The sequence below is a fragment of the Thalassobacter sp. HA4-2 genome, from assembly GCF_055693705.1.
In genome coordinates this window covers 2131171-2155439 of sequence record NZ_JBVFUK010000001.1, presented here as the reverse complement: position 1 = coordinate 2155439, position 24269 = coordinate 2131171, and the positions used below count along the sequence as shown (strand labels likewise).

The 24269-nt window shown below is 65.7% G+C and carries 21 protein-coding genes and 2 pseudogenes; 15 read left to right on the top strand and 8 right to left on the bottom strand.

Annotated features, from left to right (window positions below):
- Window positions 1–23 precede the first annotated feature (23 nt).
- Window positions 24–1919, bottom strand: coding sequence for a GNAT family N-acetyltransferase (locus tag ACZ1G0_RS10780; protein ID WP_472736940.1), 1896 nt, complete (start codon window positions 1917–1919; stop codon window positions 24–26).
- A 309-nt stretch (window positions 1920–2228) separates the two neighbouring features.
- Window positions 2229–2543 carry a DUF1476 domain-containing protein gene (locus ACZ1G0_RS10775; RefSeq protein WP_472736939.1) on the bottom strand — a complete coding sequence of 105 codons (315 nt, stop codon included), beginning with the start codon at window positions 2541–2543 and terminating at the stop codon, window positions 2229–2231.
- Window positions 2544–2690: 147 nt separating this feature from the next.
- Between ACZ1G0_RS10775 and purC the strand changes: the two genes are divergently transcribed.
- From purC to ACZ1G0_RS10735, 8 genes and pseudogenes are all read left to right on the top strand, one after another.
- The gene (gene purC / locus ACZ1G0_RS10770) at window positions 2691–3452 is read left to right on the top strand and encodes a phosphoribosylaminoimidazolesuccinocarboxamide synthase (RefSeq protein WP_472736938.1); all 762 of its coding nucleotides are present in this window, start codon (window positions 2691–2693) and stop codon (window positions 3450–3452) included.
- Between the two features lie 12 nt (window positions 3453–3464).
- The gene (gene purS / locus ACZ1G0_RS10765) at window positions 3465–3695 is read left to right on the top strand and encodes a phosphoribosylformylglycinamidine synthase subunit PurS (protein ID WP_472736937.1); all 231 of its coding nucleotides are present in this window, start codon (window positions 3465–3467) and stop codon (window positions 3693–3695) included.
- 142 nt (window positions 3696–3837) lie between these two features.
- On the top strand, window positions 3838–4092 hold the full coding sequence (locus ACZ1G0_RS10760) for a hypothetical protein (RefSeq protein ID WP_472736936.1): 255 nt from the start codon (window positions 3838–3840) through the stop codon (window positions 4090–4092).
- A gap of 74 nt (window positions 4093–4166) precedes the next feature.
- Entirely contained in the window at window positions 4167–5204 is a 1038-nt protein-coding gene (locus tag ACZ1G0_RS10755) for a zinc-dependent alcohol dehydrogenase family protein (protein WP_472736935.1), read from the top strand.
- A 4-nt stretch (window positions 5205–5208) separates the two neighbouring features.
- Complete coding sequence (purQ, locus tag ACZ1G0_RS10750; RefSeq protein ID WP_472736934.1) at window positions 5209–5877, top strand: phosphoribosylformylglycinamidine synthase subunit PurQ; 669 nt, start codon at window positions 5209–5211, stop codon at window positions 5875–5877.
- Window positions 5878–5934: 57 nt separating this feature from the next.
- A pseudogene (locus ACZ1G0_RS10745) lies at window positions 5935–7696 on the top strand (sensor histidine kinase).
- A 14-nt stretch (window positions 7697–7710) separates the two neighbouring features.
- Window positions 7711–9042 carry a sigma-54-dependent transcriptional regulator gene (locus tag ACZ1G0_RS10740; protein WP_472736933.1) on the top strand — a complete coding sequence of 444 codons (1332 nt, stop codon included), beginning with the start codon at window positions 7711–7713 and terminating at the stop codon, window positions 9040–9042.
- Between the two features lie 495 nt (window positions 9043–9537).
- A complete protein-coding gene (locus ACZ1G0_RS10735; RefSeq protein WP_472736932.1) occupies window positions 9538–12519 on the top strand; it encodes an Rne/Rng family ribonuclease in 2982 nt (993 codons plus the stop codon).
- A 74-nt stretch (window positions 12520–12593) separates the two neighbouring features.
- Here the strand turns inward: ACZ1G0_RS10735 and ACZ1G0_RS10730 are convergent, their stop codons facing one another.
- Both ACZ1G0_RS10730 and ACZ1G0_RS10725 read right to left on the bottom strand, forming a co-directional pair.
- Window positions 12594–12845, bottom strand: coding sequence for a hypothetical protein (locus tag ACZ1G0_RS10730; RefSeq protein WP_472736931.1), 252 nt, complete (start codon window positions 12843–12845; stop codon window positions 12594–12596).
- A gap of 59 nt (window positions 12846–12904) precedes the next feature.
- Window positions 12905–13918 (bottom strand): M48 family metalloprotease, encoded by a 1014-nt coding sequence (locus ACZ1G0_RS10725; protein ID WP_472736930.1) that lies wholly within the window; start codon window positions 13916–13918, stop codon window positions 12905–12907.
- 52 nt (window positions 13919–13970) lie between these two features.
- Between ACZ1G0_RS10725 and ACZ1G0_RS10720 the strand changes: the two genes are divergently transcribed.
- From ACZ1G0_RS10720 to prfB, 6 genes are all read left to right on the top strand, one after another.
- The gene (locus ACZ1G0_RS10720; RefSeq protein ID WP_472736929.1) at window positions 13971–15113 is read left to right on the top strand and encodes a pyridoxal phosphate-dependent aminotransferase; all 1143 of its coding nucleotides are present in this window, start codon (window positions 13971–13973) and stop codon (window positions 15111–15113) included.
- A gap of 18 nt (window positions 15114–15131) precedes the next feature.
- Window positions 15132–15260 carry a hypothetical protein gene (locus ACZ1G0_RS10715; RefSeq protein WP_472736928.1) on the top strand — a complete coding sequence of 43 codons (129 nt, stop codon included), beginning with the start codon at window positions 15132–15134 and terminating at the stop codon, window positions 15258–15260.
- On the top strand, window positions 15257–15736 hold the full coding sequence (locus ACZ1G0_RS10710) for a hypothetical protein (protein WP_472736927.1): 480 nt from the start codon (window positions 15257–15259) through the stop codon (window positions 15734–15736). The genes ACZ1G0_RS10715 and ACZ1G0_RS10710 overlap by 4 nt, the downstream gene beginning before the upstream one ends.
- Window positions 15658–16350, top strand: coding sequence for an N-acetylmuramoyl-L-alanine amidase family protein (locus ACZ1G0_RS10705; RefSeq protein ID WP_472736926.1), 693 nt, complete (start codon window positions 15658–15660; stop codon window positions 16348–16350). Before ACZ1G0_RS10710 ends, ACZ1G0_RS10705 begins: the two co-directional genes overlap by 79 nt.
- A 110-nt stretch (window positions 16351–16460) precedes the next feature.
- Window positions 16461–18986 (top strand): penicillin-binding protein 1A, encoded by a 2526-nt coding sequence (locus ACZ1G0_RS10700; protein ID WP_472737797.1) that lies wholly within the window; start codon window positions 16461–16463, stop codon window positions 18984–18986.
- Between the two features lie 62 nt (window positions 18987–19048).
- On the top strand, window positions 19049–20176 hold the full coding sequence (prfB, locus tag ACZ1G0_RS10695; RefSeq protein ID WP_472736925.1) for a peptide chain release factor 2: 1128 nt from the start codon (window positions 19049–19051) through the stop codon (window positions 20174–20176).
- A gap of 48 nt (window positions 20177–20224) precedes the next feature.
- On the opposite strand, the gene ACZ1G0_RS10690 is transcribed toward prfB, so the two are convergent.
- Window positions 20225–21019 carry a glycosyltransferase gene (locus tag ACZ1G0_RS10690; protein ID WP_472736924.1) on the bottom strand — a complete coding sequence of 265 codons (795 nt, stop codon included), beginning with the start codon at window positions 21017–21019 and terminating at the stop codon, window positions 20225–20227.
- On the bottom strand, window positions 20959–21483 hold the full coding sequence (locus ACZ1G0_RS10685) for a hypothetical protein (RefSeq protein WP_472736923.1): 525 nt from the start codon (window positions 21481–21483) through the stop codon (window positions 20959–20961). The genes ACZ1G0_RS10690 and ACZ1G0_RS10685 overlap by 61 nt, the downstream gene beginning before the upstream one ends.
- Window positions 21484–21582: 99 nt before the next feature.
- On the opposite strand from ACZ1G0_RS10685, the pseudogene ACZ1G0_RS10680 reads away from it, so the two are divergent.
- Window positions 21583–22376: pseudogene (locus ACZ1G0_RS10680) on the top strand (DUF2189 domain-containing protein).
- A 49-nt stretch (window positions 22377–22425) separates the two neighbouring features.
- Here the strand turns inward: ACZ1G0_RS10680 and ACZ1G0_RS10675 are convergent.
- On the bottom strand, window positions 22426–22944 hold the full coding sequence (locus tag ACZ1G0_RS10675) for a bactofilin family protein (protein WP_472736922.1): 519 nt from the start codon (window positions 22942–22944) through the stop codon (window positions 22426–22428).
- Window positions 22934–24259: a DUF5930 domain-containing protein gene (locus ACZ1G0_RS10670; protein ID WP_472736921.1), complete on the bottom strand. Its 1326-nt coding sequence runs from the start codon at window positions 24257–24259 to the stop codon at window positions 22934–22936. Before ACZ1G0_RS10670 ends, ACZ1G0_RS10675 begins: the two co-directional genes overlap by 11 nt.
- Between the last annotated feature and the right edge of the window lie 10 nt (window positions 24260–24269).

The following is a 24269-nucleotide window of genomic DNA, read 5'->3' as shown; positions in this document are numbered from 1 at the left end:
GTGTCGCCCTGACAGAAATCGCTTTATGCAGCAAATGCATCTTTCGCATGAAGATCATGAGCGAGGCTGCGGGCGGTGGTTTCGTGTGGTTTCAGGGCCTGTGCGGCGTCAAAGGCGGCCAAAACCAGTGCAAACGGGCCGGGCGCGGCAACGTAACGCGGGCGCCATATGGGATCAAAGCACTGTTTGAATTGCAGCAATCCTTTGGCGTGCGGTAGCCGTGCGTGGGCCGAGGCCGCCAACCGGCCAATCGTGCCGCGGGCATGGGGCAGGTGCCCCGGCACGCAATCGAGGGACAGGCGTGCGACACCTTTGGCCCGCGCCTTGTCTATGGCCGCGACGATCAAGGCGTGCATTGTGCCGTCTGCAAATGCCTTTGGGTGGCGTACGAGGTCCAGCATCCAGCCGCTGTCCGTCACGTGGAAGGTGACAAAGGCAACGGGTCGCCCTTGGCGGTAGGCGACAAAGACCACTTGCTGGTCCAACAGATGCGGATCAAACTGCCCCATGGAAAAGCCCCGTGCGCCACCGTGATCCGCGCACCACTCCGCGTCGATGCGGGCGAGGGCTGTCCACGGAAGGGCGCTTGGCTGTTCCACCGTGATCCCTGCCTTGGCGGCGTGGCGCAGTTTGCGGCGCAACTGACGGTGTTTCGGTGTCGACAGGTCAAAGGTCGCCGGGTGCAACAGCGCCTCTGCCCCCAAAGGCAGGGTCCACCATCCGGTGGCGCGCAGGTACGTCGCCATGCGCGGTGTCGCCTTGTACACGGCCGGGCGGCGCAGGGTATGGGTGGCGTGATCCGTCAGGCCGCGCAGGGCCACGGCAGGCGCGCCAAGGGGATCGCCAATGGCCAAAACCGTATGGTTGCCCCCGTGGGCATGCCAGCGCCCGCTGGGGTGGTCGCCGATCCAATCGCGGCCTTTCTCCAACCCAAGGGCGACCAGGGGGTCCTTTGCGCTGCGCACGGCGCTTTGCGTCGGGCTACGCTTGGTCGGCGGGGAAGGGGGCGTCGTATGGTCTTTGGCCAGAATCACGTAGGCCAAAGCGATCACAGCGGGAATGATGTAGTAGGTGATGCGAAAGCCCATGATGGCGGCCACAGCCTCGGGCGCTTCGGTCACGGGCAGGACGGCCAGCAGGGTCAACTCGAACGCGCCAATCCCGCAGGGCGTGCCGGACACGATGCCAAGGCCAAGGGCCAGCAGGAAGGCGGGCAGCAGCCAGCCAAAGGTGATCATGCCCTCGGGCATCAGGACATACAGGGCAAGGGCCGCCGCACTGGTGTCCAGCGCGGCCCAGAAGATGAAACGCCCCAAGACGGGCCAGCCGGGCAGGGTCAGGGTCCAGCGCCACAGGGTGATGCGCGGGGCGACAAGGGTAATCGCTGCGATGAACACCACCACCGGGGCGGCGGCCCACAACAGCCACGCCGGTGCGCCATTGCTGGGCAACAGGGCAAAGGCCGCCCCCGTGATCAGCGCCCATCCGAAAAAGAAGCCCCCTGTGACAATGCCGGTGATCCCAAGCGCATGGGCTGGAGAGGTCAGGTGCCCGCCGGACAACCGCCACCGAGCCAGTGTCCCGGTGATGGCCCCAAGGCCAAGGGTCTGCGCGATGGCGGTGGCGGCGGCCCCTGCGGCCAGCGCGCGCCCCTTGCCGATGCGCGACCCGATCAGACGATGGGCGATCAAGTCATAGTGAGCAACGGCCCAAAAGCTGAAGGCGGACAGGGCCATCGAGACCGCCCATTGCCAAAGGCCAATGGCCTGAAACGCCGTTGCGATTGCAGCGCGATCCAATTCGGACAGGCGCTGGATCAGGATGGCGATCAACACGACCCCGATCAGCACAGGCACGGCTTGGCGCAATGTGTTGAGCGGTTTGGCCCTAAGGCTGTGGGGTCGCAGTGGCATCGTCATCCAGGCCCTCCTTTGCACGGGCGGGCCATGCGGGTTCGGTTGCAGCAGGATGGACACACATGCACGGGGGGCCGGATCGCTGGCAGAATTCTACGCGCGTCTGGTTCAGCAGGACGCGCGAAGCGGTTTCTCCGCCGGCCGGTTCCCGTCGCAGTAAGGGGTGAGCTATAACATCTGCGGCGTGCGCATCGTGTGCGCTTGGCTCCGGTGCCTAAGGGCTAGCACCCAAGCCTTGCAAGTCTGTTAACGCGAACGGGCGCGGCAGGGGGCCGATAAGGGCAATGTGCCGCGCCTTTTAGTCTGTTTTGATCAGGTTTCCGACATGATCTGTTTTTGCGCCTCGATCATCATCTCGCTCAGCTTGGCGCGGATGGTGGCGTCGTCGGCCTTGTCGCCCAGATCGCCCACCAGCTTACGGATTACGTCCTCGTCGCCCGCTTCCTCGAAAGCGGCCTTCACGACCTCAACGGCGTAAGCGGCGGCGTCATCGCCGGTTTTGCCCAGCAGATCAGCGGCCCACAACCCGGTCAGCTTGTTGCGGCGGGCCGTGGCCTTGAAAATCATCTCCTGGTCGTGGGCGAACTTGTTTTCAAAGGCATTTTCGCGGTCATCGAAGGTGGACATGGTCTGCTCCTGTTTCAAAGTGTTGACCTAGATATGCATGCGCCCCTTGCGCGCTGCAAGGTCTGACACCTTGCTGCATCGCGGTCTTTGCCCTAAACGGGCGCCAAGATGCGAGGTCCTCTCGCGCAGATCTGATCGGAGAGACCCATGGCACGCCGCAAACTCGTCTATGAAGGCAAGGCCAAAATCCTGTACGAAGGCCCAGAGCCGGGCACCTTGGTGCAGTATTTCAAGGACGACGCCACCGCCTTCAACGCTGAAAAGAAAGACATAATTGACGGCAAGGGCGTTTTGAACAACCGCCTGTCAGAGTTTTTCATGGTGGGTCTGGGGCAGATTGGGGTGCCTACGCACTTTCTCAAACGCCTGAACATGCGCGAACAGCTGATCCGCTCGTGCGAGATCATCCCCCTGGAGGTGATCGTGCGCAACTACGCCGCCGGGTCCCTGTCCAAACGCCTTGGCATCGACGAAGGCACGCAGCTGCCGCGCCCGATCATCGAGTTCTGCTACAAGGACGACAAGCTGGGCGATCCGCTGGTGGCCGAGGAACATATCATCGCCTTCGGCTGGGCCACGCAGCAGGATCTGGACGACATGGTGGCGCTGGCCCTGCGGGTCAATGACTTCATGTCGGGCATGATGCTGGCGGTCGGGATCCGGCTGGTGGATTTCAAGATCGAGATCGGGCGCGTCTGGGACAATGACTTCCAACGTCTTATAATTGCTGATGAAATCAGCCCCGACAGCTGTCGGCTGTGGGATATCGAGACGGGCCAGAAGCTGGACAAGGACGTGTTCCGCCGCGACCTTGGCAGCCTGACCGACGCCTATTCCGAGGTCGCCAAACGGCTGGGCATCCTGCCCGCCAACAACGGCCCCGTGACCAAACCGACCCTGATCAACTAAGGACAAGACCCCATGAAAGCCCGTGTATTTGTGATGTTGAAAGACGGTGTTCTGGACCCTCAGGGCGAGGCCGTGCGCCACGCCTTGGGCGCCCTTGGGTTTGACGGTGTGCAAGGGGTGCGTCAGGGCAAAGTGATCGAGTTGGACCTGGCCGACGGCACCCCCGAGGCGGCGGTCAAGGACATGTGCGAAAAGCTGCTGGCGAACACCGTGATCGAAAGCTACCGGGTCGAAATCGACTGACGCGACTCGTGCATGATCCCGCACGGGTCGGCCAAAACCCGTGCACATCCTCGCGCAGGTCGGGGTCTGGGGCCGGCGTGATGTGTGTTTTGCAAAATCTCGCTGGCTTGGTCCGACCGCGGTCGGTTAACGTCGGGGTGTGATGGGACTTGGACTTTTGCTGTTGGCATTGATCCTGGGCGGGATCGGGGCGCTGTTTGTCGTGGGGGCCTGGCCGGTGGGTCTGGTGCTCGGGCTCGTTTTGGCGGGTTACATCTGGCATGTGGTGCGCGACCGGTCCGACTCGTTTGCGCGTCTGTGTCCCGCCTGTCGGGCGCGCACCGGGCGGAATGCCTTTCAGCGGGCGGCCCACACCGCGCCGTGCACCTGTGCCTCCAAAACCCAAGACGGGTCTTGATGCAGTTGGCCCACGAAAAATCGTGGCACTGGGCGGTCAGGTGCGTAAGGTGATCCCAAAACGAAAGGATCCCCATGCGCGCCGCCGTCATCAAAGCTTACAATGAACCGCTCGAAATTCGGGATGTGCCGCACCCCGACTGCCCCGAGGATGGGGTGGTCCTGAAGGTGTTGGCCTGTGGCGTGTGCCGCAGCGATTGGCACGGCTGGGTGGGCGAACACCCAAGGGTCAAGGTGGGCCAGATCGGCGGCCACGAATACTGCGGCGAGGTGGTGGAGGCGGGACCCCGCGCCACCTACAAGGTGGGCGATCTGGTGGTGGCCCCGTTCATCCTGGCCTGCGGGTCGTGCCCCAGTTGTCAGGCGGGGGTGCAGAACACCTGTCCCAACCAACGTCTGCCGGGATTCGTCGAACCGGGTGCGTTCGCGGAATATGTCGCCGTGCCCTTTGACCACAACCTGTCACCCCTGCCGGACGGGCTGTCGCCCACGGTGGCGGCGGGTCTGGGCTGTCGGGTGACGACTGCGTGGCACGGGTTGACGGACCGGGCGGCCCTGCGCACCGGCGAATGGCTGGCGGTCCATGGCACCGGGGGCGTGGGCCTGTCGGCGCTGATCCTGGGCCAGGCCCTGGGCGCGCGGGTGATCTGCGTGGATGTGGTCCCCGAAAAACTGACCCATGCCAAGGGGCTGGGCGCAGAACACGTGATCGACGCGCGCGCGGGTGACGTGGGCGCGCAGATCAAGGACCTGACGGCGGGCGGTGCCCATGTCAGTGTCGAGGCCCTTGGCATCGAGGCCACGGTCAATTCGTCCATCGAATGTTTGCGCCCCCTTGGTCGGCACGTGCAGCTTGGCCTGCCCACGGGCCACACCGCCCATATGAACGTCAACATGAACGCGGTCTATCTGGCCAACCTTGCGATCTATGCCAGCCGGGGGATGCCCAGCTGGCGCTACCCCAGCCTTCTGGACTTGATCACGCGCGGGCAGGTCGATATGTCGCCGCTTATCGCACGCGAGGTTAGGCTATCTGACACCAGCGCCGAGCTTGCGGCCTTCAACGGCCCCACGCCCCCCGGCGTCGCCGTGATCACTGATTTCAAGGGGTAATGCCATGAAAGCCGCCGTCCTCGTTTTTCCCGGGTCCAATTGTGACCGTGATCTGGCCGTGGCGTTCCGCGCCGCCGGGTTTGACGTGCAGATGGTCTGGCACAAGGAAACGGCCCTGCCGGATGGGGTCGATGTGGTGGGCGTGCCCGGTGGGTTCAGCTATGGCGACTATCTGCGGTGCGGCGCGATTGCGGCCCACAGCCCCGTGGCCCACGCCCTGAAGGCCCATGCGGACCGGGGCGGCTATGTCTTTGGGCCCTGCAACGGCTTTCAGATCCTGACCGAGACGGGGATGCTGCCGGGGGCGCTGTTGCGCAACGCAGGCCTGAAATACATCTGCCGCACCACGCCGCTGGTGGTGGGCACCGGGGACAGCGCCTTTACCGCGCGCTATACCAAGGGCGACACGATCCAGATCCCGATTGCGCACCACGACGGCAACTATACCGCCGATGCCGACACGCTGGCCATGCTGGCGGGCGAGGACCGGATCGCCTTTACCTACGGTGACAACCCCAACGGCTCGGACGCGGATATCGCCGGGATCCTGTCGGCCAACCGCCGGGTGCTGGGCATGATGCCCCACCCCGAACGCGCCGCCGATCCGGCTCACGGCAACACCGATGGGGCCGCCCTGTTCCAAGCGCTGGCCGAGGGGTTGGTGGCGGCTTGACGCCGAAGGTGTGTCGCTGGCCTTGAGGCCGCTGCAAACGCCCGCTAGCGTGCCGGAATGGTGACGCTGCCGCAAACCGACAACAAGATCAAATCTCCGCCGCTGCCATGGGCCGTGCGCGGGGTGATTGCCTTGCTGGTTGTGCTGGCGATTGCGACCGTCTGGGTCACGAACCGGCTGCTGACGGAACGGTTCACGGAATCGACCCAGCAAAGGGCAGAGTTGCGGCAGGCGCTTTATGCCGGGGCCGTCCTGTCGGAGTTGCAGCGCAACTCGGTCGTGCCACTGCTGTTGTCCCGGGACCCCACGATGATCGCGGCGCTGAATTCCCAGGACTACACGGGCACGTCCCAGCGGTTGATTTCCTATGTGGATGAAATCGGCGCGGCCTCGATCCTGTTGATTGATCTGGAGGGGCGCGCGGTCGCCGCCACCAGCCGCGAGATGTTGGGCACCAACCATCGCAATGCGGCCTACGTGGTCGAGGCGCTGCGGTCCGAGGACACGGTCTTTACCATCACGCAGCAGGAAACCGGGGCCTATGATTTTTCCTTCGCGCGGGCGGTGCGGGAGGGGACGACGACCTTGGGTGTGATCGAAGTGGCCGTGGATCTGGCCAAGTTCGAACAACGCTGGCGCGGCACCACCGAGGCGGTTGTGATCACCGACAGCCAGGGCGTGGTGATCCTGTCCACCGAACCCCGCTGGCGCGGGTCCACGGTCGAGGGGGCCTTGGCGGAGTTGTCGGCGCCCTCGGCCATTGCCCGCGCGATCGAGGCCACGGGCAACTGGGCGCCCTACGTGGACCGGCAGTTCTTTACGGGCGATGCGCTGATGAAGACCGAGGCGCGCATCCCGTTCCGGGGCTGGCGGCTGGTGACATTCACCACCTATGCCAGCGTGCGCGAACGGGTGAACGGGGTTCTGGCGCTGGAAATCATGGCCTTTGCCCTGTTGCTGACGGCGGCGTTCTACATGCTGACGCGCCGGGCGCAGTTGAAATCCCTGCTGTTCCAGCGCGAATCGGCAGAGCTGCGCCGCCTGAACGCCCGGCTGTCGCGCGAAGTGGCCGAGCGGGAACGGGTGCAGGAAACCCTGAAGGAAACCGAACAATCCCTTGCTCAGTCCCAAAAGCTGGCGGCGCTGGGCGAGATGTCGGCGGCGGTCAGTCACGAATTGAACCAGCCGCTCGCGGCGATGAAGACCTATCTGGCGGGGGCCAAGCTGTTGCTGCAACGCAAGCGCGCCGAAGAGGCGCAGTCCTCGTTCCAGCGCATTGACGACCTGATCGAACGGATGGGCGCGATCACCCGACAGTTGAAATCCTATGCCCGCAAGGGCGGCGAGGCCTTCGAGCCTGTGGACATACGCGCCAGCGTCACCGCCGCCCTGACCATGATGGAACCGCAGATCAAATCCATGGGCGTGTCCCTGTCGCGGACCGTGCCCGATGGTCCGGTGATGGTCATGGTGGACCGGCTGCGGCTGGAACAGGTGATCGTGAACCTTGTGCGCAACGCGCTGGACGCCATGAAGGGCCAAGAGGTGCGCGAGTTGGACCTGCTGCTGACGGCGGGGGACGCGGCGGTGCTGGCGGTGCGGGACACGGGCGAGGGGATCAAGGACCTCGATCAGCTGTTCGAGCCGTTCTTTACCACCAAAAAACCCGGCGAGGGGGTGGGCCTTGGCCTTGCCATCTCGTCTGGCATCGTCACCGACCTTGGTGGGCGGCTTTCCGCCCGCAACGGCGAGGCGGGGGGCTGTTTTTGAAATCATCCTTCCCATCTTAAAAGAAGACCGCGCCACAGCGGCACAATAACAAAAGGCTATACCATGGGCACTTCTCCGCGGATCGCGATTGTCGACGACGAACAGGACATGCGTCAGTCCATCAGCCAGTGGTTGTCCCTGTCGGGCTACGAGACAGAGACCTACGCCAGCGCCGAGGACGCGCTGAAATCCATCGGCCCCGGGTTCCCGGGGGTGGTGATTTCGGACATCAAGATGCCGGGCATGGACGGGATGGCCTTTCTGAAGCGTCTGATGGCCATGGACAGCGGGCTGCCGGTGATCATGATCACAGGCCACGGCGATGTGCCCATGGCCGTGGAGGCAATGCGCGTGGGGGCCTTCGATTTTCTGGAAAAGCCGTTCAATCCCGACCGCATGTCTGATCTGGCCCGCCGCGCCTCGACCACCCGGGCGCTGACCCTCGACAACCGGGCCCTGCGGCGCGAATTGTCCGACGGCACCGCCCTGACGCGCAAACTGATCGGGTCCAGCCCCGCGATGGAACGTCTGCGCGAGGATATCCTGGATCTGGGGCAGGCCGATGGTCATGTCCTGATCGACGGGGAGACGGGCACGGGCAAGACCCTTGTGGCCCATGCCCTGCACGCGGTGGGGCCGCGCGCGGGCAAACGCTTGGCGCTGATCTCGTGTGCGGCCTTGGGCGAGGCGGAGTTGGCCGCGCGTCTGTTCGGCACCGGCGACGACACCCCCGCCCTGATCGACGAGGCGCGCGGCGGCACCCTTGTGCTGGAGGATATCGAGGCGCTGCCCCAGGCCCTGCAGGCGCGGCTGCTGTCCTACATCAACGACCAGGGCACCCCGGCGGAAACCCGGATCATCGCCATCCACAATTGCGCGGACCCGGACAAGACCTGCGAAGAGGCCCTGCGCCCGGACCTGTATTTCCGTCTGGCGGCGATGAAGCTGGTCCTGCCCGCCCTGCGCAACCGGGGCGAGGATATCCTGTCCCTGTTTACCCATTTCGCCGACCAGTTCAGCGATGAATACGGATCCGACGCGCCGCAGGTCACCGCGCAAGAGGCCGCGCAACTGTTGCAGGCCCCATGGCCCGGCAATGTGCGCCAATTGATCAACGTGGCCGAGCGGGCGGTGTTGCAAAACCGGCGCGGCACCGGGTCCATCAGTGCGCTGCTGACCGACGAGGGGGAGGAGGCGTCGATCACGCCCACCGTCACGACCCAGGGCAAACCCCTGAAAGAATACGTCGAGGCGTTCGAGCGGATGTTGATCGACAACACCATGCGCCGGCACAAGGGCTCCATCGCCAGTGTCATGGAAGAATTGTCGCTGCCCCGCCGGACCCTGAACGAGAAGATGGCGAAGTATGGGCTGAGTCGTGCGAACTACCTGTAAGGGGTGATCCCCACAGCCCCGTGCGGATCTTTTGGCCCAAAGCAGCCGGGCGACATGCGGTTTTTCGTTTGCTTGCGCGGGGTTGGTGGTTTGTGGATTGCGCGTGGGGCGGTTTTCACGCTAGGCTGGTCGAACGATACGCGCCACCCAAGGGGTGTCGTGTACGGCAGAGAATTCACTGGGACGCGCTGCCATACAGGCGACCGCCCAGACTGATGCGGGTGCACCGCACCCAGAAGCCGCCTCGCATGTTTTGACGTCGAGGCACATTTTACAGCCCCTTGCCAGATGGCCGGGGCGGAGTTGAGAACGCGATGCAACGCGAGGCAGAAACCACACGGCAGGCACGGCGGCACGACCGCGTGGGCTTGGCACGTGTGACCCGCGCGCACGCCCCAGCCAGACACGCCACCCGATCCTGTTCACCCCCTGCGGCCAAGCTCCTTGGACTTTGGCCACCGGGAGGGCGGGACGGTTGCCGTGCAGAAAGATACAATGCCCAAAAAGATGCTTATCGACGCGACTCACGCGGAAGAAACCCGTGTGGTCGTGGCAGACGGCAACAAAGTTGAAGAGTTCGACTTTGAATCCATGAACAAACGCCAGCTTGCTGGCAATATCTACCTCGCCAAGGTGACCCGGGTCGAACCGTCGTTGCAGGCGGCCTTTGTGGACTACGGCGGCAACCGCCACGGGTTCCTGGCGTTTTCGGAAATTCACCCGGATTATTACCAGATCCCCAAGGCGGATCGGGATGCGATCCTGGCCGAGGAACTGGCCGAGGCCGCGGCTGAGGCGGAAGAGGACGAACCCGCACCCAAGCCCAAACGGGCCCGCCGCACCCGCGCGCGGTCCAAGAAGGCCGAGGAGGGGACCGAGACCGACCCGACTGCCGAGGCCGACGCGACTGCCGAGGCCGACGCGGCTGCGCAAGATGCGCCCAAGGCCGACGATGCCCCTGCCGAGCCTGCTGCTGCGGAGGCGGACGCGGCGCAGGACGCCCCTTCCACGGACACATCCAAGGACACACTCAAGGACACTCCGGCGCAGGACGGTGACACCCCCGACACCATCGCCGAGGCTGCGGGTCTGGAAGACGCCGTCATTTCGGACGAGCCCGAGGACGCCGCCGCCGATGACGCCGCCCCCGAGGGTGACGTGGTCGCAGACCCCGCCCCAGAACCAGCCGCAGAGCCCGCCGATATCCCCGGCATGGAAGTGGTGGACGCCCCCGCGCAAGCCGAGGCCGAAGCAGAACCCGCCGAGGCCGTGGAGGTGGTCGAGGACAAGCCAAAACGCTCCCGCCGCCGCTCCAGCGCGTCGGACAAGGACAAGGACGTCGAAACCGTCGCCGATGACGACGACATCGAAGAGGTGCGCCCGGCCCGCAAGCCCCGCGCCCGGCGCTACAAGATCCAAGAGGTGGTGAAAGTCCGCCAGGTGATGCTGGTGCAGGTCGTCAAGGAAGAGCGTGGCAACAAGGGCGCGGCCCTGACCACCTATCTGTCCCTCGCGGGCCGCTACTGCGTGTTGATGCCCAACACCGCGCGCGGGGGCGGGATCAGCCGCAAGATCACCCAAGCCACCGACCGCAAGAAGCTGAAGGAAATCGCGAACGAGATCGACGTGCCACGGGGCGCCGGTCTGATCATTCGCACGGCGGGGGCCAAGCGCACCAAGACCGAGATCAAGCGCGACTACGAATACCTGCAACGCCAGTGGGAATCGATCCGCACTCTGACCCTGAAATCCATCGCACCCGCGCCGATCTATGAAGAGGGCAATTTGATCCGCCGCTCGATCCGCGACCTCTATTCCAAAGAGATTGACGAGGTGATCGTGGACGGCGAGGCGGGCTACCGCGAGGCCAAGGACTTCATGAAGATGATCATGCCGTCCCACGCCAAGAACGTGAAACGCCACACCGACCCGATGCCGATGTTCGCCAAGTATCAGGTCGAGTCGTACCTGACGGCCATGTTCAACCCGACGGTGCAGCTGAAATCCGGCGGCTACATCGTGATCGGCGTGACCGAGGCGCTGGTGGCGATCGACGTCAACTCCGGCAAGGCGACCAAGGAAGGGTCCATCGAGGAGACCGCCACCAAGACCAATCTGGAGGCCGCCGACGAGGTGGCGCGCCAGCTGCGTCTGCGTGACCTTGCGGGCCTGATCGTGATCGACTTCATCGACATGGACGAACGCCGCAACAACGCCGCCGTGGAAAAGCGCATGAAGGACGCGCTGAAATCGGACCGTGCGCGGATCCAGGTGGGGCGCATCTCGGGCTTTGGCCTGATGGAGATGTCGCGCCAGCGCCTGCGCCCGGGCATGATCGAGGCGACGACCCAGCCGTGCCCGGCGTGCCATGGCACGGGGTTGATCCGGTCCGACGACAGTCTGGCGTTGCAGATCCTGCGGGCGCTGGAGGAAGAGGGCGTGCGCAAGCGGACCCGCGAGGTGACGCTGAAACTGCCCGTGGATGTGGCCAATTACATCATGAACGACAAGCGCGAGCATCTGGCGATGATCGAGCAGCGGTACGGCATGGCCGTGCGCATCGTGGTGGACCCCCATCTGGTGGCCCCGGATTACGAGATGGAGAAATCCAAAACCGCCACCCGCGTGATCCCCAAGGCCAGCGCCGAGGTGGTGTCCATGGACAGCCCCTACATCGAGGATGATGAGGATTTCGTCGAAGAGGCCGAGGTCGTCGAAGACGCGTCCAAGGGGGACGCCGAAGCGACACCGGACACCGAGGGCGAGGACAAGCCCAAGAAGCGCCGCCGCCGCCGGTCCCGCCGGCGCAAGTCCGATGATCAGAGCGAGGAATCGAACGGCGAGTCGAACGGCGATGGGAATGACGAGGGCGGCGAGGCTGCCTCTGATGACAAGGCCGAGACGCCTGCTTCCGAGGGCGACGAAGAGAAGCCCAAGAAACGACGCCGCAGCCGCGGTGGGCGCGGTCGCAAGAAGTCCGATGAGGCCAAGACCGAGGAGGCCCCGTCGGAGGGAGCCAAGACCGACGAATCCGGGTCAAATGAGGTCAAGACCGAAGAGTCCAAGCCCGAGGAGGCCAATCCCGAGGCCGAGCCTGCAAAAGCAGCGGAGCCTGTAGCCGAGGTCAAGGAAGAGGCCCCTGCGGAAGCGCCCAAGAAAAGCGCCGCGCGCGCGCCAAGGCCCCGGCCCCGGTGGTGGACACACCCGCAGAGCCGGAAGCCGAAGCGCCCAAGGACGCGCCCGTGGACTCAAAGACTGTGGACTCAAAGACTGTGGAACCAGAGGCTGAGGAACCAGAGGCCGAAGCGGCCCCCGCAGAGCCGGACTCCGCGCCTGAAGCGACACCGGAGCCCGCACCGGAGCCTGTGGCGGAGGTGGCCGAAGCTGACGCCACGTCCGAGCCTACGCCGGACCCCGAACCCACCAAGCCCAAGCGGCGTGGGTGGTGGTCCCGGGGCTAACCCTCGCATCAGGTGACACGGAAAGGGCGCCCCTGCGGCGCCCTTTTTCGTGCCTGTCTCTTGGGTGTGGCCGCCCTGTGGCCTGCCGATCTAGCGGCGGGCGGCGCGCTCTGCGGCGGCGGACACATCCTCCGCCCGCAGCCAGCCCCGCGATCCGCGCGGCAGCAGCCCCATGGCGCGCTGCGCCAGCTTGCCCGCATCCTCCAACTTGCCCAGCACCGCCAGCCGTTCCGCACTGGCCACGGCGGCCAGCCCGTTTTGCCCCGCCCGCGCGTGGGCGATGGACAGATCGCGCAGCAGGTTGGGGTCCGAGGGCGCGCGGCTGCGGGCGTTGGACAGCACGCGCAGGGCCTCGGCATTCTGGTTGGCGGCCAGCAGCGCGCGCCCCAGCCCCGCCGCGATCAGAGGTTCCCGGGGGCCAATTGCGCCGCTTGGCGGTAGGCCTGCACGGCGGCGGCGGGCTGGCGGCTTTCCAATAGGATCTGGCCCCGCAACTCTCGGTAGAAGGGGTCGTTGGGGCGCAGAGCCAGCAGGCGGTTCAGGGCCTGTGTGGCGCGGTCGGCGTCGGGGCGGCGGTGATAGCCCACGGCCTGCATCATCAGGCCCAATTCGTCGTCGCGGCCCCGGGCGCGCCGGATCACGGTGCTGGGGCTGGCGGTAAAGGCGGTCAGCTTGGCGCGGGCGCGGGCGTACCAGTATTCCACCGCGCGCCGGTCGACGGTGCGCGGGGTGACACCGGCGGCATAGGCCTCTACGGCGCGGATGCGGTCCCGGCTGAGGGGGTGGCTGCGGATGTAGGGGTCTTGCCTGCCGCGCGACAGGGCGGCTTGGCCCGCAAATTTGCGCAGGACTTCGGCCATGGCGTTGGGGTCGACGCCCGCGCTGGTCATGTAGCGCAGGGCACTTTGATCGGCGCTGGCCTCTTCGGCGCGGGTGTGGGCCAAAAAGGCGCGGGCTGCGGCCCCTTGGGTGCCTGCGGCGATGCCCACGGCGGCCTCGCCCCCGCCGCCTGCGGCCCCGGCGATCAGCGCCAGCGCAAGGCCAAGGCCCGCGGCCGTGTTGGCTGCCCCCGCATTGGCCGCCCGCCGGGACAGGTGGCCGTTGGCGATATGGGCCGCCTCGTGGGCGATGACGCCTTGCAGTTGGTCGGCATCGTCCAGCAGGTCAATCAGCCCGGTGTGGATATAGATCGACCGCCGGTCCACCACGAAGGCGTTGGGCTGGCGGTCGCGGATCAGGATGATGCGGGTGGAGGCGGGCAGGCCCGCCGCCTGCAACACCGGCTGGGCGACGCGGGACAGGGCGTGTTCGATCTCCGCATCGCGGATCACGGTTTGCGCCTGTGCGCCCCATGCCCCCAGCGTCAGCCAAAGCGCGCTTGCGCAGGCCAGTGTCAGCCCCTTTATCCATGCCATTGACCTTTGTCCCCCGGGCTGGTTCACCACACGCAACAGTATGGAGCCTAGGATGAAACGTGCAACCCGGTCCGAAGTGGATCCCTTTATCGTGATGGATGTGATGGAGGCCGCCCGTCAGGCCGAGGCCACGGGCCGCAGCATCATCCACATGGAGGTGGGCCAGCCCAGCACCGGCGCCCCCATGGCCGCCCGCGCCGCCCTGGCCGAGGCGTTGGGGGACGATGCCATGGGCTATACCGTGGCCCTTGGCCTGCCCGCCCTTCGCGCGCGGATCGCACAGCTGTACATGGATTGGTACGGGGTGGACCTGGACCCGGGGCGGGTGGTGATCACCGCCGGGTCGTCGTCGGCCTTTATCCTTGCCTTCACGGCGCTGTTTGATGCGGGCGACAAGGTGGGGTTGGGGGATCCGGGCTATCCGTCCTATCGCCAGATCCTGAAGGCGTTGTCGTTGCAGCCCACCCGGATCGAGACCACCGCCGCCGCCCGGTACCAGCCGCAGGCGGGGGATATCACGGCGGATATGGCGGGTCTGATCGTCGCCTCGCCGTCGAACCCTACGGGCACGATGCTGGGTAAGCCCGCGCTTACGGAGCTGATCGAGGCGTGTCACGCCAAGGGCGTGTCCTTTGTGTCGGACGAAATCTACCACGGCATCCAGTACGAGGGCCGGGCGGTCAGCGCCCTTGAGGTCAGCGACGATGTCTATGTGATCAATTCCTTTTCCAAGTATTTCTCCATGACCGGGTGGCGGCTGGGCTGGATGGTGGTGCCGCAGGATCACGTGCGCACGGTGGAACGGCTGGCGCAGAACATGTTCATCTGCGCCCCCCACGCCAGCCAGATCGCCGCCCTTGCGGCGTTGGACGCAGAGGCGGAACTGTCCGCGAACCTCGACGTCTACACCGAGAACCGCCGTCTGATGTTGGAGGGGTTGCCGCGCGCAGGGTTTGACCGCATCGCGCCGCCCGACGGGGCGTTCTACATCTACGCCGACGTCAGCCACTTGACCGACGACAGCCGTGCCTTCGCCGCCGAGATTTTGGACAAGGCAGGTGTGGCCGTGACCCCGGGCCTTGATTTCGATCCCGTGCGCGGGCACGGCACCTTGCGCTTTTCCTACGCCCGGTCCACGGCGGATATCCGCGAAGGCTTGGTCCGTTTGGAACGGTTCATGGCGGCACGCGGGTAGGGGGCGTTAGGGTTGGGTATGACACGTTTATTCGCACTGATCGCCCTTGTGTTGGCCCTGTCCGTCCCTGCCACGGCGCAGGAGTTTCGCGCCGTGGCGCGGATTGATCCCGGCGCGTCCTCGGTGTCGGACCGGCGTGGGGGGTGACGCTGGATCTGGCCCTGACCCAAGCCGTGCCGTGGTCCGTGCGCCTTGCGGACAACCCGCCGCGCCTGATCGCGGACTTTCGAGAAATTGACTGGCGCGGCGTAGAGGCCGCCGCCCTGAACCGCTCGGACGCGGTGACAGATCTGCGGTTCGGCAGTTTGCGCCCGGGGTGGTCCCGGCTGGTGGCGGTGCTGGACGGGCCCTACACCGTGGATCAGGCGGGCATGACCACCGATCCGAACGAAGGGACCGCTGCCATCCGCGTGACGTTGCGTGCGGCCAGTGCCACCGACTTTGCCGCCGCCCTCGCGGCCCAGGCGCCTGCGGTCGTGGATGCGCCCACGCAGACGGCCCCCCGGCCACACGCCCCCGCCAAGCCGGGGACCGCGACATCATCGTGGTACTGGACCCGGGGCACGGGGGCATTGATCCCGGCGCCGAGCGTCAGGGCATCCGCGAGGCCGACAAGATGCTGACCTTCGCGCGCGAGGTCGAAGAGGCGCTGTTGCGCGCGGGCGGGTTCCACGTGGTGCTGACCCGTTACGAGGACGTGTTCGTGCCCTTGTTGCGGCGCATGTCCATCGCCCGCGAGGCGCAGGCGGATGTGTTCATTTCCCTGCATGCGGATGCGATAGCCGAAGGTCAGGCCTCGGGCGCGACGGTCTATACCCTGTCGCCCATGGACGGGGACGCGGCGTCGGACCTGTTGGCGCAGCGCATGTCGCGGGATGATCTGATCTTGGGCGTGGACCTGCACAACCACGATGACGAGGTGGCAGGCATCTTGATGGATCTGGCCCGGGCCGAGGTGGCCCCCCGTTCTGCCGCGCTGGCAGACGCCTTGGTGGACGGGATCGGGCAGGCGGTCGGACGGCTGCACAAACGCCCGCGGCTGGAAGCGGCCTTCGCGGTGCTCAAGGCCCCGGACGTGCCCAGCGTGCTGCTGGAGGTGGGGTTCATGTCCGACGCCCGGGATCTGGCCAACCTGCAAAACCCCGAGTGGCGGGCCAAGGCCGCGCGCGGGGTGGTGATTGCCCTGCAACGCTGGGCATTGCAGGACGCCGAGATCGCGGCGCGGTTGCGGCAATAGCGCTTGCGGGCGGGACTTTGCCGAAAGGCGTGCTGTCGCCTTTTGACCTAAGCGCCCGGACCCCTTATGTTGGCATCAACCCTCTTCCTAGGTAGGCCGCGACCTTGTTCATCATCCGATTCCTTCTGTCCACCATCGGTGGCCTGTTCAGCTTTGTAACCCTTGGCATCATCGGGGCTGCTGTCACCGTGGGGGCGATCCTGTGGATGTACGGACGCGACCTGCCCAACCACGAACAGCTGGCCACCTATGCGCCCCCCACCATCAGCCGGATTTATTCGGGCGAGGGGCAGTTGATGGATGAATTCGCCCGCGAACGCCGCCTGTTCGCCCCGGCCGAGGAAATTCCCGATCTGGTGAAACAGGCGTTTATCTCGGCCGAGGACAAGAACTTCTACAACCACGCGGGCTATGACCCCCGGGGCATGGTCGCCGCAGGCATCGACGCGGTGCGGTCACGGGGCGAAGACCTGCGCGGGGCCTCGACGATCACGCAGCAGGTGATGAAGAACTTCCTGCTGTCCTCGGATCGCAGCGCAGAACGCAAGGTCAAGGAGATCATCTTGGCCAGCCGGATCGAGGAAACCCTGTCCAAGGAACAGATCCTGGAACTGTACCTGAACGAGATCTTTTTGGGCCAGAACAGCTATGGCGTGGCCGCCGCCGCGCAGACCTATTTCAACAAGACCCTGTCAGAGCTGACCATCGGCGAGGCGGCCTATCTGGCGGTGCTGCCCAAGGCGCCGTCCCGCTATCACCCCGTGCGCCAGCGTGAACGGGCCGAGACGCGCCGCAACTTTGTTCTGCGCGAGATGTTCGAGAACGGCTACATCACCCGGGCGGAATTTGAAGCGGCGCGCAGCGAGCCCCTGCGCACGGTGCAATCGGGCGATTTCCAGCCGTTCAAGGCCGCCCTGCCGCCGCGTGATTACTTCACCGACGAAATCCGCCGTCAGATCACCCGCGAGTTCGGGGAAGAGGCATTCTTTACGGGCGGCTACACCGTACGCGCCACCGTGGACCCCGAGATGCAGGACATCGCCGCCATCGCCCTGCGCCGGGCGTTGGAAAGCTATGACCGCAACCAAGGGGTGTGGCGTGGCACGGGCGAGGTGATCGACACGGCCCTGCTGGGCGACGAAGACCAATGGCGCGAGGCGCTGTCCGATGCCGATGTGCCCCGCGATATCATTCAACCCACCCTGTGGCACGCCGCTGTGGTGCTGGATGTGGGCGATCAATCCATGACCTTGGGGGTCGAGTTCATCGCGGGCACCGTGGATGTGCCCCGCAACGACATCGCATGGATGCGCGGGTCCTTCGTGGACAATTTCAACCCCGGTGACGTGGTCCATGTGCGTCAGATGACCGACGACAATACCGGAGAGCTGATCCGCTGGTCCTTGCGCCAAGTGCCCGAGGTGCAGGGCGGTTTCATGGCCATGGACGTGAACACGGGCCGGGTTCTGGCGATGCAGGGCGGCTTTAGCTATCAACACTCGGTGTTCAACCGCGCAACCCAGGCGACGCGGCAGCCGGGCTCCAGCTTCAAGCCGTTTGTCTATGCCGCCGCCCTCGATTCGGGCTATTCCCCCGCCACCATCGTGATCGACGCACCGATCGAGGTCCGCTCGGGCGGAGAGATCTGGCGGCCCAAGAACGCCTCGAACCGCTTTTACGGCCCATCGCCCCTGCGCACGGGGATCGAGCGGTCGCGGAACCTGATGACCGTGCGTCTGGCCCAGGACGTAGGCATGGAGACCGTCGCCCGCTACGCCGAGGATTTCGGGGTCTACGACAGTATGGAACCGCTGCTGGCCAACTCCCTGGGCAGTCAGGAAACCACGCTGTACCAGATGGTCGCCTCTTACGCGATGTTCGCCAACGGCGGGGAACGGGTGGAGCCGACGCTGGTGGATCGGATCCAGGACCGCTATGGCCGCACGGTGTTCCGCCACGACAAACGGATCTGCGAGGACTGCCGGTACGCCAGCCTTGACCCCGGGCGTGGGCCCCAGATCACGACCAACCGCGAACGGGTGATGGATGCGGTCACGGCCTACCAGCTGACCTCGATGATGAAGGGGGTCGTGGACCGGGGCACCGCGCGCAAGACCATCAACCTGCCCGTGCCGATTGCGGGCAAGACCGGTACGACCAACGATGCCAAGGACGTGTGGTTCGTGGGCTTTTCGTCCTCCATCGCGGCTGGGTGCTACATCGGGCACGACACGCCGCGCACCCTTGGGCCCGGTGCCTCGGGCGGTGGGATGTGCGGGCCCGTGTTCAACGAGTTCATGAAAGAGGCGATCAAGAAATACGGCGCCGGCCCCTTCGAGGTGCCCGGCGGCGGGTATTTCGTGAAGATCGACCGTTTCTCGGGGGCGCGCCTGCCGGACAATGCCACGGGCGATCACGTCGTGTCCGAGTATTTCCGCGACGGGGAAGAGCCTGTGTTCGGCCTGCTGGCCACGGTGGATGGTGGGTTCGGCATGGCCTCTGACCTGCCGCTGTACGCCCGTGGCGAGGAAGAGGGCGGTGGCGGCGACCGCGAGGTCACGACAGCGACGGGTCGGACCGTGGTTGTGCCTGAACGGGCCACCTTCGGGTCGCTCAGTTCCGGTGGGTTGTACTAGAGGTCCGCTTGCCCCCCGCCGGGGGGCGGGCTAGAACGGCGGCACACATCTAGAGGCCGTCCATGCGTTCCGAAATTCAAAACCAAGCCGAAGCGATCCGCAAATCCATCAAGCTGCTGAAACAGCGGATGGACTGGGAGACTGCGTCCCACCGCATGGAAGAGTTCAACGCCATGACCGAGGATCCCACCCTTTGGAACGATCCCGACCGGGCGCAAAAACTGATGCGCGAGCGGCAGGCCCTTGGCGATGCGATCAAGGGTGTGGAAGGGTTGGAAACGGACCTGAACGACAGTCTGGAGCTGATCGAGTTGGGCGAAATGGAAGACGACGCCGAGGTCATCGCCGACGCCGAGGCGACCATAGCCAACCTCGTGGATGTCGCCGCCGCCAAGGAGTTGGAGGCCCTGCTGAACGGTGAGGCCGATGGCAACGACACCTTCCTTGAAATCAACTCTGGCGCGGGGGGGACCGAGTCCTGTGACTGGGCCAGTATGCTGGCGCGGATGTACACGCGGTGGGCGGAAAAGCAGGGCTACGAGGTGGAGTTGCAATCCATGACCCCGGGCGAAGAGGCGGGGATCAAGTCCGCAGCCTACAAGATTTCGGGCCACAACGCCTACGGTTGGCTGAAATCGGAATCCGGCGTGCACCGGTTGGTGCGCATCTCGCCCTATGACAGCAGCGCGCGGCGGCACACGTCGTTTTGTTCGGTCTGGGTCTATCCGGTGGTGGACGACAATATCGACATCGAGGTGCAGCCCAATGATATCCGCATCGACACCTACCGGTCCTCGGGCGCAGGCGGGCAGCACGTGAACACCACGGATTCGGCGGTGCGGATCACCCACATCCCCACGGGGATCGTGACCACCAGTTCGGAAAAGTCCCAGCACCAGAACCGTGACATCGCCATGAAGGCCCTGAAATCGCGGCTCTACCAGATGGAGCTGGACCGCCGGAACGAGGCGATCAACGCGGCCCACGAGGCGAAGGGCGACGCGGGCTGGGGCAACCAGATCCGATCTTACGTCCTGCAACCCTACCAGATGGTCAAGGACCTGCGCACGGGGTTCGAGACGTCGGACACCGGCGGCGTGCTGGACGGGGATCTGAACGGTGTGATGGCCAGTGTTCTTGCCAACGACGTCGCAGGCAAATCCCGCGCGGACGCCGCGGGCGACGACTGACCCAAAGGCGCGGCTGCGCCGCATTCCATGTTTTGTCTGGCGCTTGCATCAGTGGGCGGAGAGGGTGTCCAACAGGGTGCATGCGGCGCGGTCCGTGCCGTCTTGCGTGAACAAATGCGCGGTGTTGCGTGCCTGTGCGTCCAGACCCAGGGCCTGTGTCAGCAGGGCGCGGGCCTTCGCGCTGTTCACCCGGCGCGGCAGGCGGACGCCTGCGCCCAGATCAGCGACCAAGGCGGCATTGTCCGGTTGATCGGCCCCCAAGGGGCGGATCAGTTGCGGCACGCCCGCGCGCAAGGCCGCCGTGGTCGTTCCCATACCCCCGTGGTGAAGCACGAGGGCGGCGCGGGCGAACAGGGCTGTGTGGGGGGCAAAGGCGCAGGCGTGGATGTCCGGCCCGGTGGGCGTGGCTTCGGGGCCCGCCAGCAGAACTGCGCGCATATGGGCGTGACGGGCAAGGGCGACGGCATCCGCCCAGAACCCCGCCCCGGCCAGGCTGTGCCCCGCAGACCCAAGTGTCACCACCATGGGCGGCGGTCCTGCATCCAGAAAGGCCGCAAGGTCCGCGTCCAGTGCCGTTTCGGTCACGGGGGTTGGGAACCCGCAGACCGTGACCTCTGGGTGGGCCGCCGTCTGGGGGGCAAAGGCCGCGTCCCAAAGGCCCAGTTGCACCGTTGCAGCGGAGATCGGGTCCAGCAGGGGGACAAAGTCGCGGGCGGGCAGCCCAAGGTCCGCGCGGATACGGTTGATCGGCCCGAGGTGCCGGGCGCGCAACACGGCCGTGATCACCCGGAACCACGTCCGGTTCCACGCAAGCCGCGCCCCCTTTGGGGTTTGGGCGAACATGGGCGGCACAAAGCCGGGAACGCGCGGGGGGCGTCCAGCCTGCGCGCCAGCATCGGCTGCAACAACAGCGGCGCGAAGGGCGTATCCGTCGCCTCTGCGGCCAAGGGCGCGGCCATGGCCAGCAGGGTCGAACACACCGCCCGCGCCTCGCGCGCATGGGGGATCAAGTCCCGGGTCAGCGCGCCTAGGTTGGGCAGGATCAACCGGTTCAAGACTAGCGAGGGGTCGCGGAACACCATGCGGGCGATGTCCACCTCTGACAGGCCGGATTGGGCGGTGATTTGGTCCCGGGTCGGGCCGAAGGGGATGGCGTTCAGGCCCCGCGCGCGGGCAAAGGCGGCGTCCTGCGCCTCCAGGGCCAGCAGGGTCGGTTGGCCCCGCGCCTCCAGCGCCTCGGCCATGGCGATGACAGGGTATAAATCCCCCAGAGAGCCGAGGGTGCACAAAAGGACAGGGCGCGTCATGGCATCGGGGTAGGGGCCTTTGGGGCCCGTGGCAAGAAATCCCTTGGGCTTTGCGGGGCGCGCAGGCTAGCCTGATCGCACCAGACCGAGAGACGACCCATGACCCATACGCCTGACCAGACCGCCCCCCTTGCCGCCGCCCCCGTACCAACCGTGAACACCATGAGCGCAGCCGACATCAAGGCGTCGATCCGCGCCGGGTGGCAGGATTTCCGTGCGGCCCCCTCTATGGGTTGGCCTTTGCGGCGTTCTACGTGGCGGGGGGCTGGGGGCTGTATGTGTTTCTTGCGGTGACGGGGCAGATCTGGTGGGCGCTGCCGATCACGCTGGGCTTTCCCCTGCTGGGGCCCTTTGCCGCCGTGGGCCTGTACGAAGTGTCCCGCCGCCGCCAAACCGGCGAGGCGCTGTCGCCCGGTGCGATCTTTGGCGTGATCCTGCGCCAGAAGGACCGCCAGTTGCCTACCATGGCATGGGTGATGCTGGTGTTCTTTTTGTTCTGGAACTTTCTGGCGCACATGCTGTTCGCCCTGTTCATGGGGCTAGAGGTGATGACGAATGTGTCAACCTCGCTGGACTATCTGTGGACGGTGAACGGGATCACGATGCTGGCCGTGGGGTCCGCCGTGGGCGGTGTCCTGGCCACGGTGCTGTTCATGATCACGGTGATCAGCCTGCCCCTGCTGCTGGACAAGGAGCTGGACTTTGTCACGGCCATGATCGTCAGCTGGCGCACTGTCGCGGGCAATCTGGCGGTCATGCTGGGGTGGGGCGCGGTGGTCGCCATCAGCCTGTTTGTGGCGATGTTGCCCGGGTTTCTGGGCCTGCTGGTGGTGCTGCCGGTGCTGGGGCACGCGTCATGGCACATCTACCTGCGCGCGCTCTCGCACCCCTGAACGCAAAACGCGCCCCGCAGGGCGCGCTTGTCGGTCACTGTAGGGCGACTTAGGATTTGTCGGCTGCGGGGGCCGGGGCCGGTTTGCGGGCGGCTGGCTTGGCCCCGCCGAGGGGGTCGTCCTGACGCTGCACGGAGCCTTCGAAATGGGCACCGGATTCGATGGCGATGGTCTTGTGGATGATGTCCCCTTCGACCCGCGCGGTCGATGTCAGGCGCACCTTCAGGCCGCGCACGCGACCGATGACCCGGCCATTGACGACCACGTCGTCTGCAACCACTTCGCCGCGCACGATGGCACCTTCGCCCACGGTCAGAAGGTGGGCGTGGATGTCGCCCTCGACCTGACCTTCGATCTGGATGTCGCCGGTGGATTTCAGGTTGCCCTTGATCATCAGGTCCGAGGACAGGACCGACGGGGCGGCCTTGGGCTTCATGGCGCTGGCACCTGCGCCCAGATCGGGCTTGGACGGCGCGGCCGTTTGGGCCGAAGGCATCGCGGGTTTTGGCGGTGCTGTGGAGGCGTCGGCTTTGGGACCGGGTTCGTTGATTTTGGATTTAGAAAACATTGCGACCTGCTGTGATGAAGGATTGCGGATTGAGAGGGCGCCCATTGCGCCGGATTTCGTAGTGTAGGTGTGTCCCGGTGGACCGTCCGGTCGAGCCCATATCACTGATATGTTGCCCGCGCGAGACCCTTTGGCCCGGTGTCACCCGCAGACGGGTGTTGTGGGCGTAGTAGGTCTCGAACCCGAAGTCGTGTTCGATGATCACCAGTTTGCCAAAGCCCGAGGACCAGCCCGCCTTTTTCACCACCCCGTCGGCTGTGGCATAGATGTTGGTGCCATGGGCACCGGCAAAGTCGAGGCCGTTGTGCATGCGTCCCCACCGGGGGCCAAAGCCCGAAGTCTGGCGGTGCGCGGCCCGGATCGGATAGCCCAGGGGCGCGCGTTCGGCGGCCTCGCGGTAGATGTCCACCTCTTGCATGCGGCGCAGGATGGCGTTGGCGCGTTCGGTGTCTTCGTCCAGCAGGGGATCGCCCCGAGTGGAAAAGCTGATGGGCGTCAGGGGGCCGCCCATGCCGTTGTAGCCCCGGCGCACCTCTTGCAAGATACGATCCGTGGGCAAGCCTGCGGCGGTGAACGCTTTTTCAAGCGGTTTCAGCGCCACATCCATCGCTTCTTCGATCTGGCCAAAGATCTGGCGGTTGCGGTCCTGCATCAACTGCGCCTGACGTTCCAGACGCTGTTTGTCGGCCTCGGCGGCGGCGGCGACCGTGCGGGCCTCGTCCCGCGTCAGGGCGGTCTGGTCCAGCGCGTCTGTCAGAAAGGCAAGGGTGGCTTTGGCGTCGGCCATTTGGCCCGATGCGGTCTGGGTCGTGCCCGTGGCGGTTTCCAGTTCCGCCAGCAGAAGGTCCGCGCGATTGCGGGCCTCGTCACGTTCCTTGATAGTGCGGCGCAGGGTGGTCTGGATGACCTCGATGCCGGTCTCAAGTTCCCGCCGGCGGTCCTCGGAGGCGAGCAGTTCTTCCTGCATCTGACTGACTTGATCCAGCGCCACGTAGAACCGCTCCAGCGCCTTTTCGGCCTCCATGGCGCGGGTGTCGCGTTCGCTGGACAGGGCGTTGATCCGGGCCTCGTAGAGGTCCTGGGTCCGCGCCGCCTGGTCCCGGGCAGATCCGGCGCTGATCGCGCCCAGCAGGAAAAACGCGGTCACGATGACGGTCCAGCCCACGAACAGGGCCGATCCGACCAGGGCAATCGCTTGCGTGGACGGGCGCAGCCGCACAAAGCGCGTGCCCTCTGCGGACTTCAAAAACAGGCGTTGTTCCGGCAGGTAACGTTCCAGCCGTGCATTGATCCGGTCGGTGATCCGCTGTTTCACGGGCGATGAT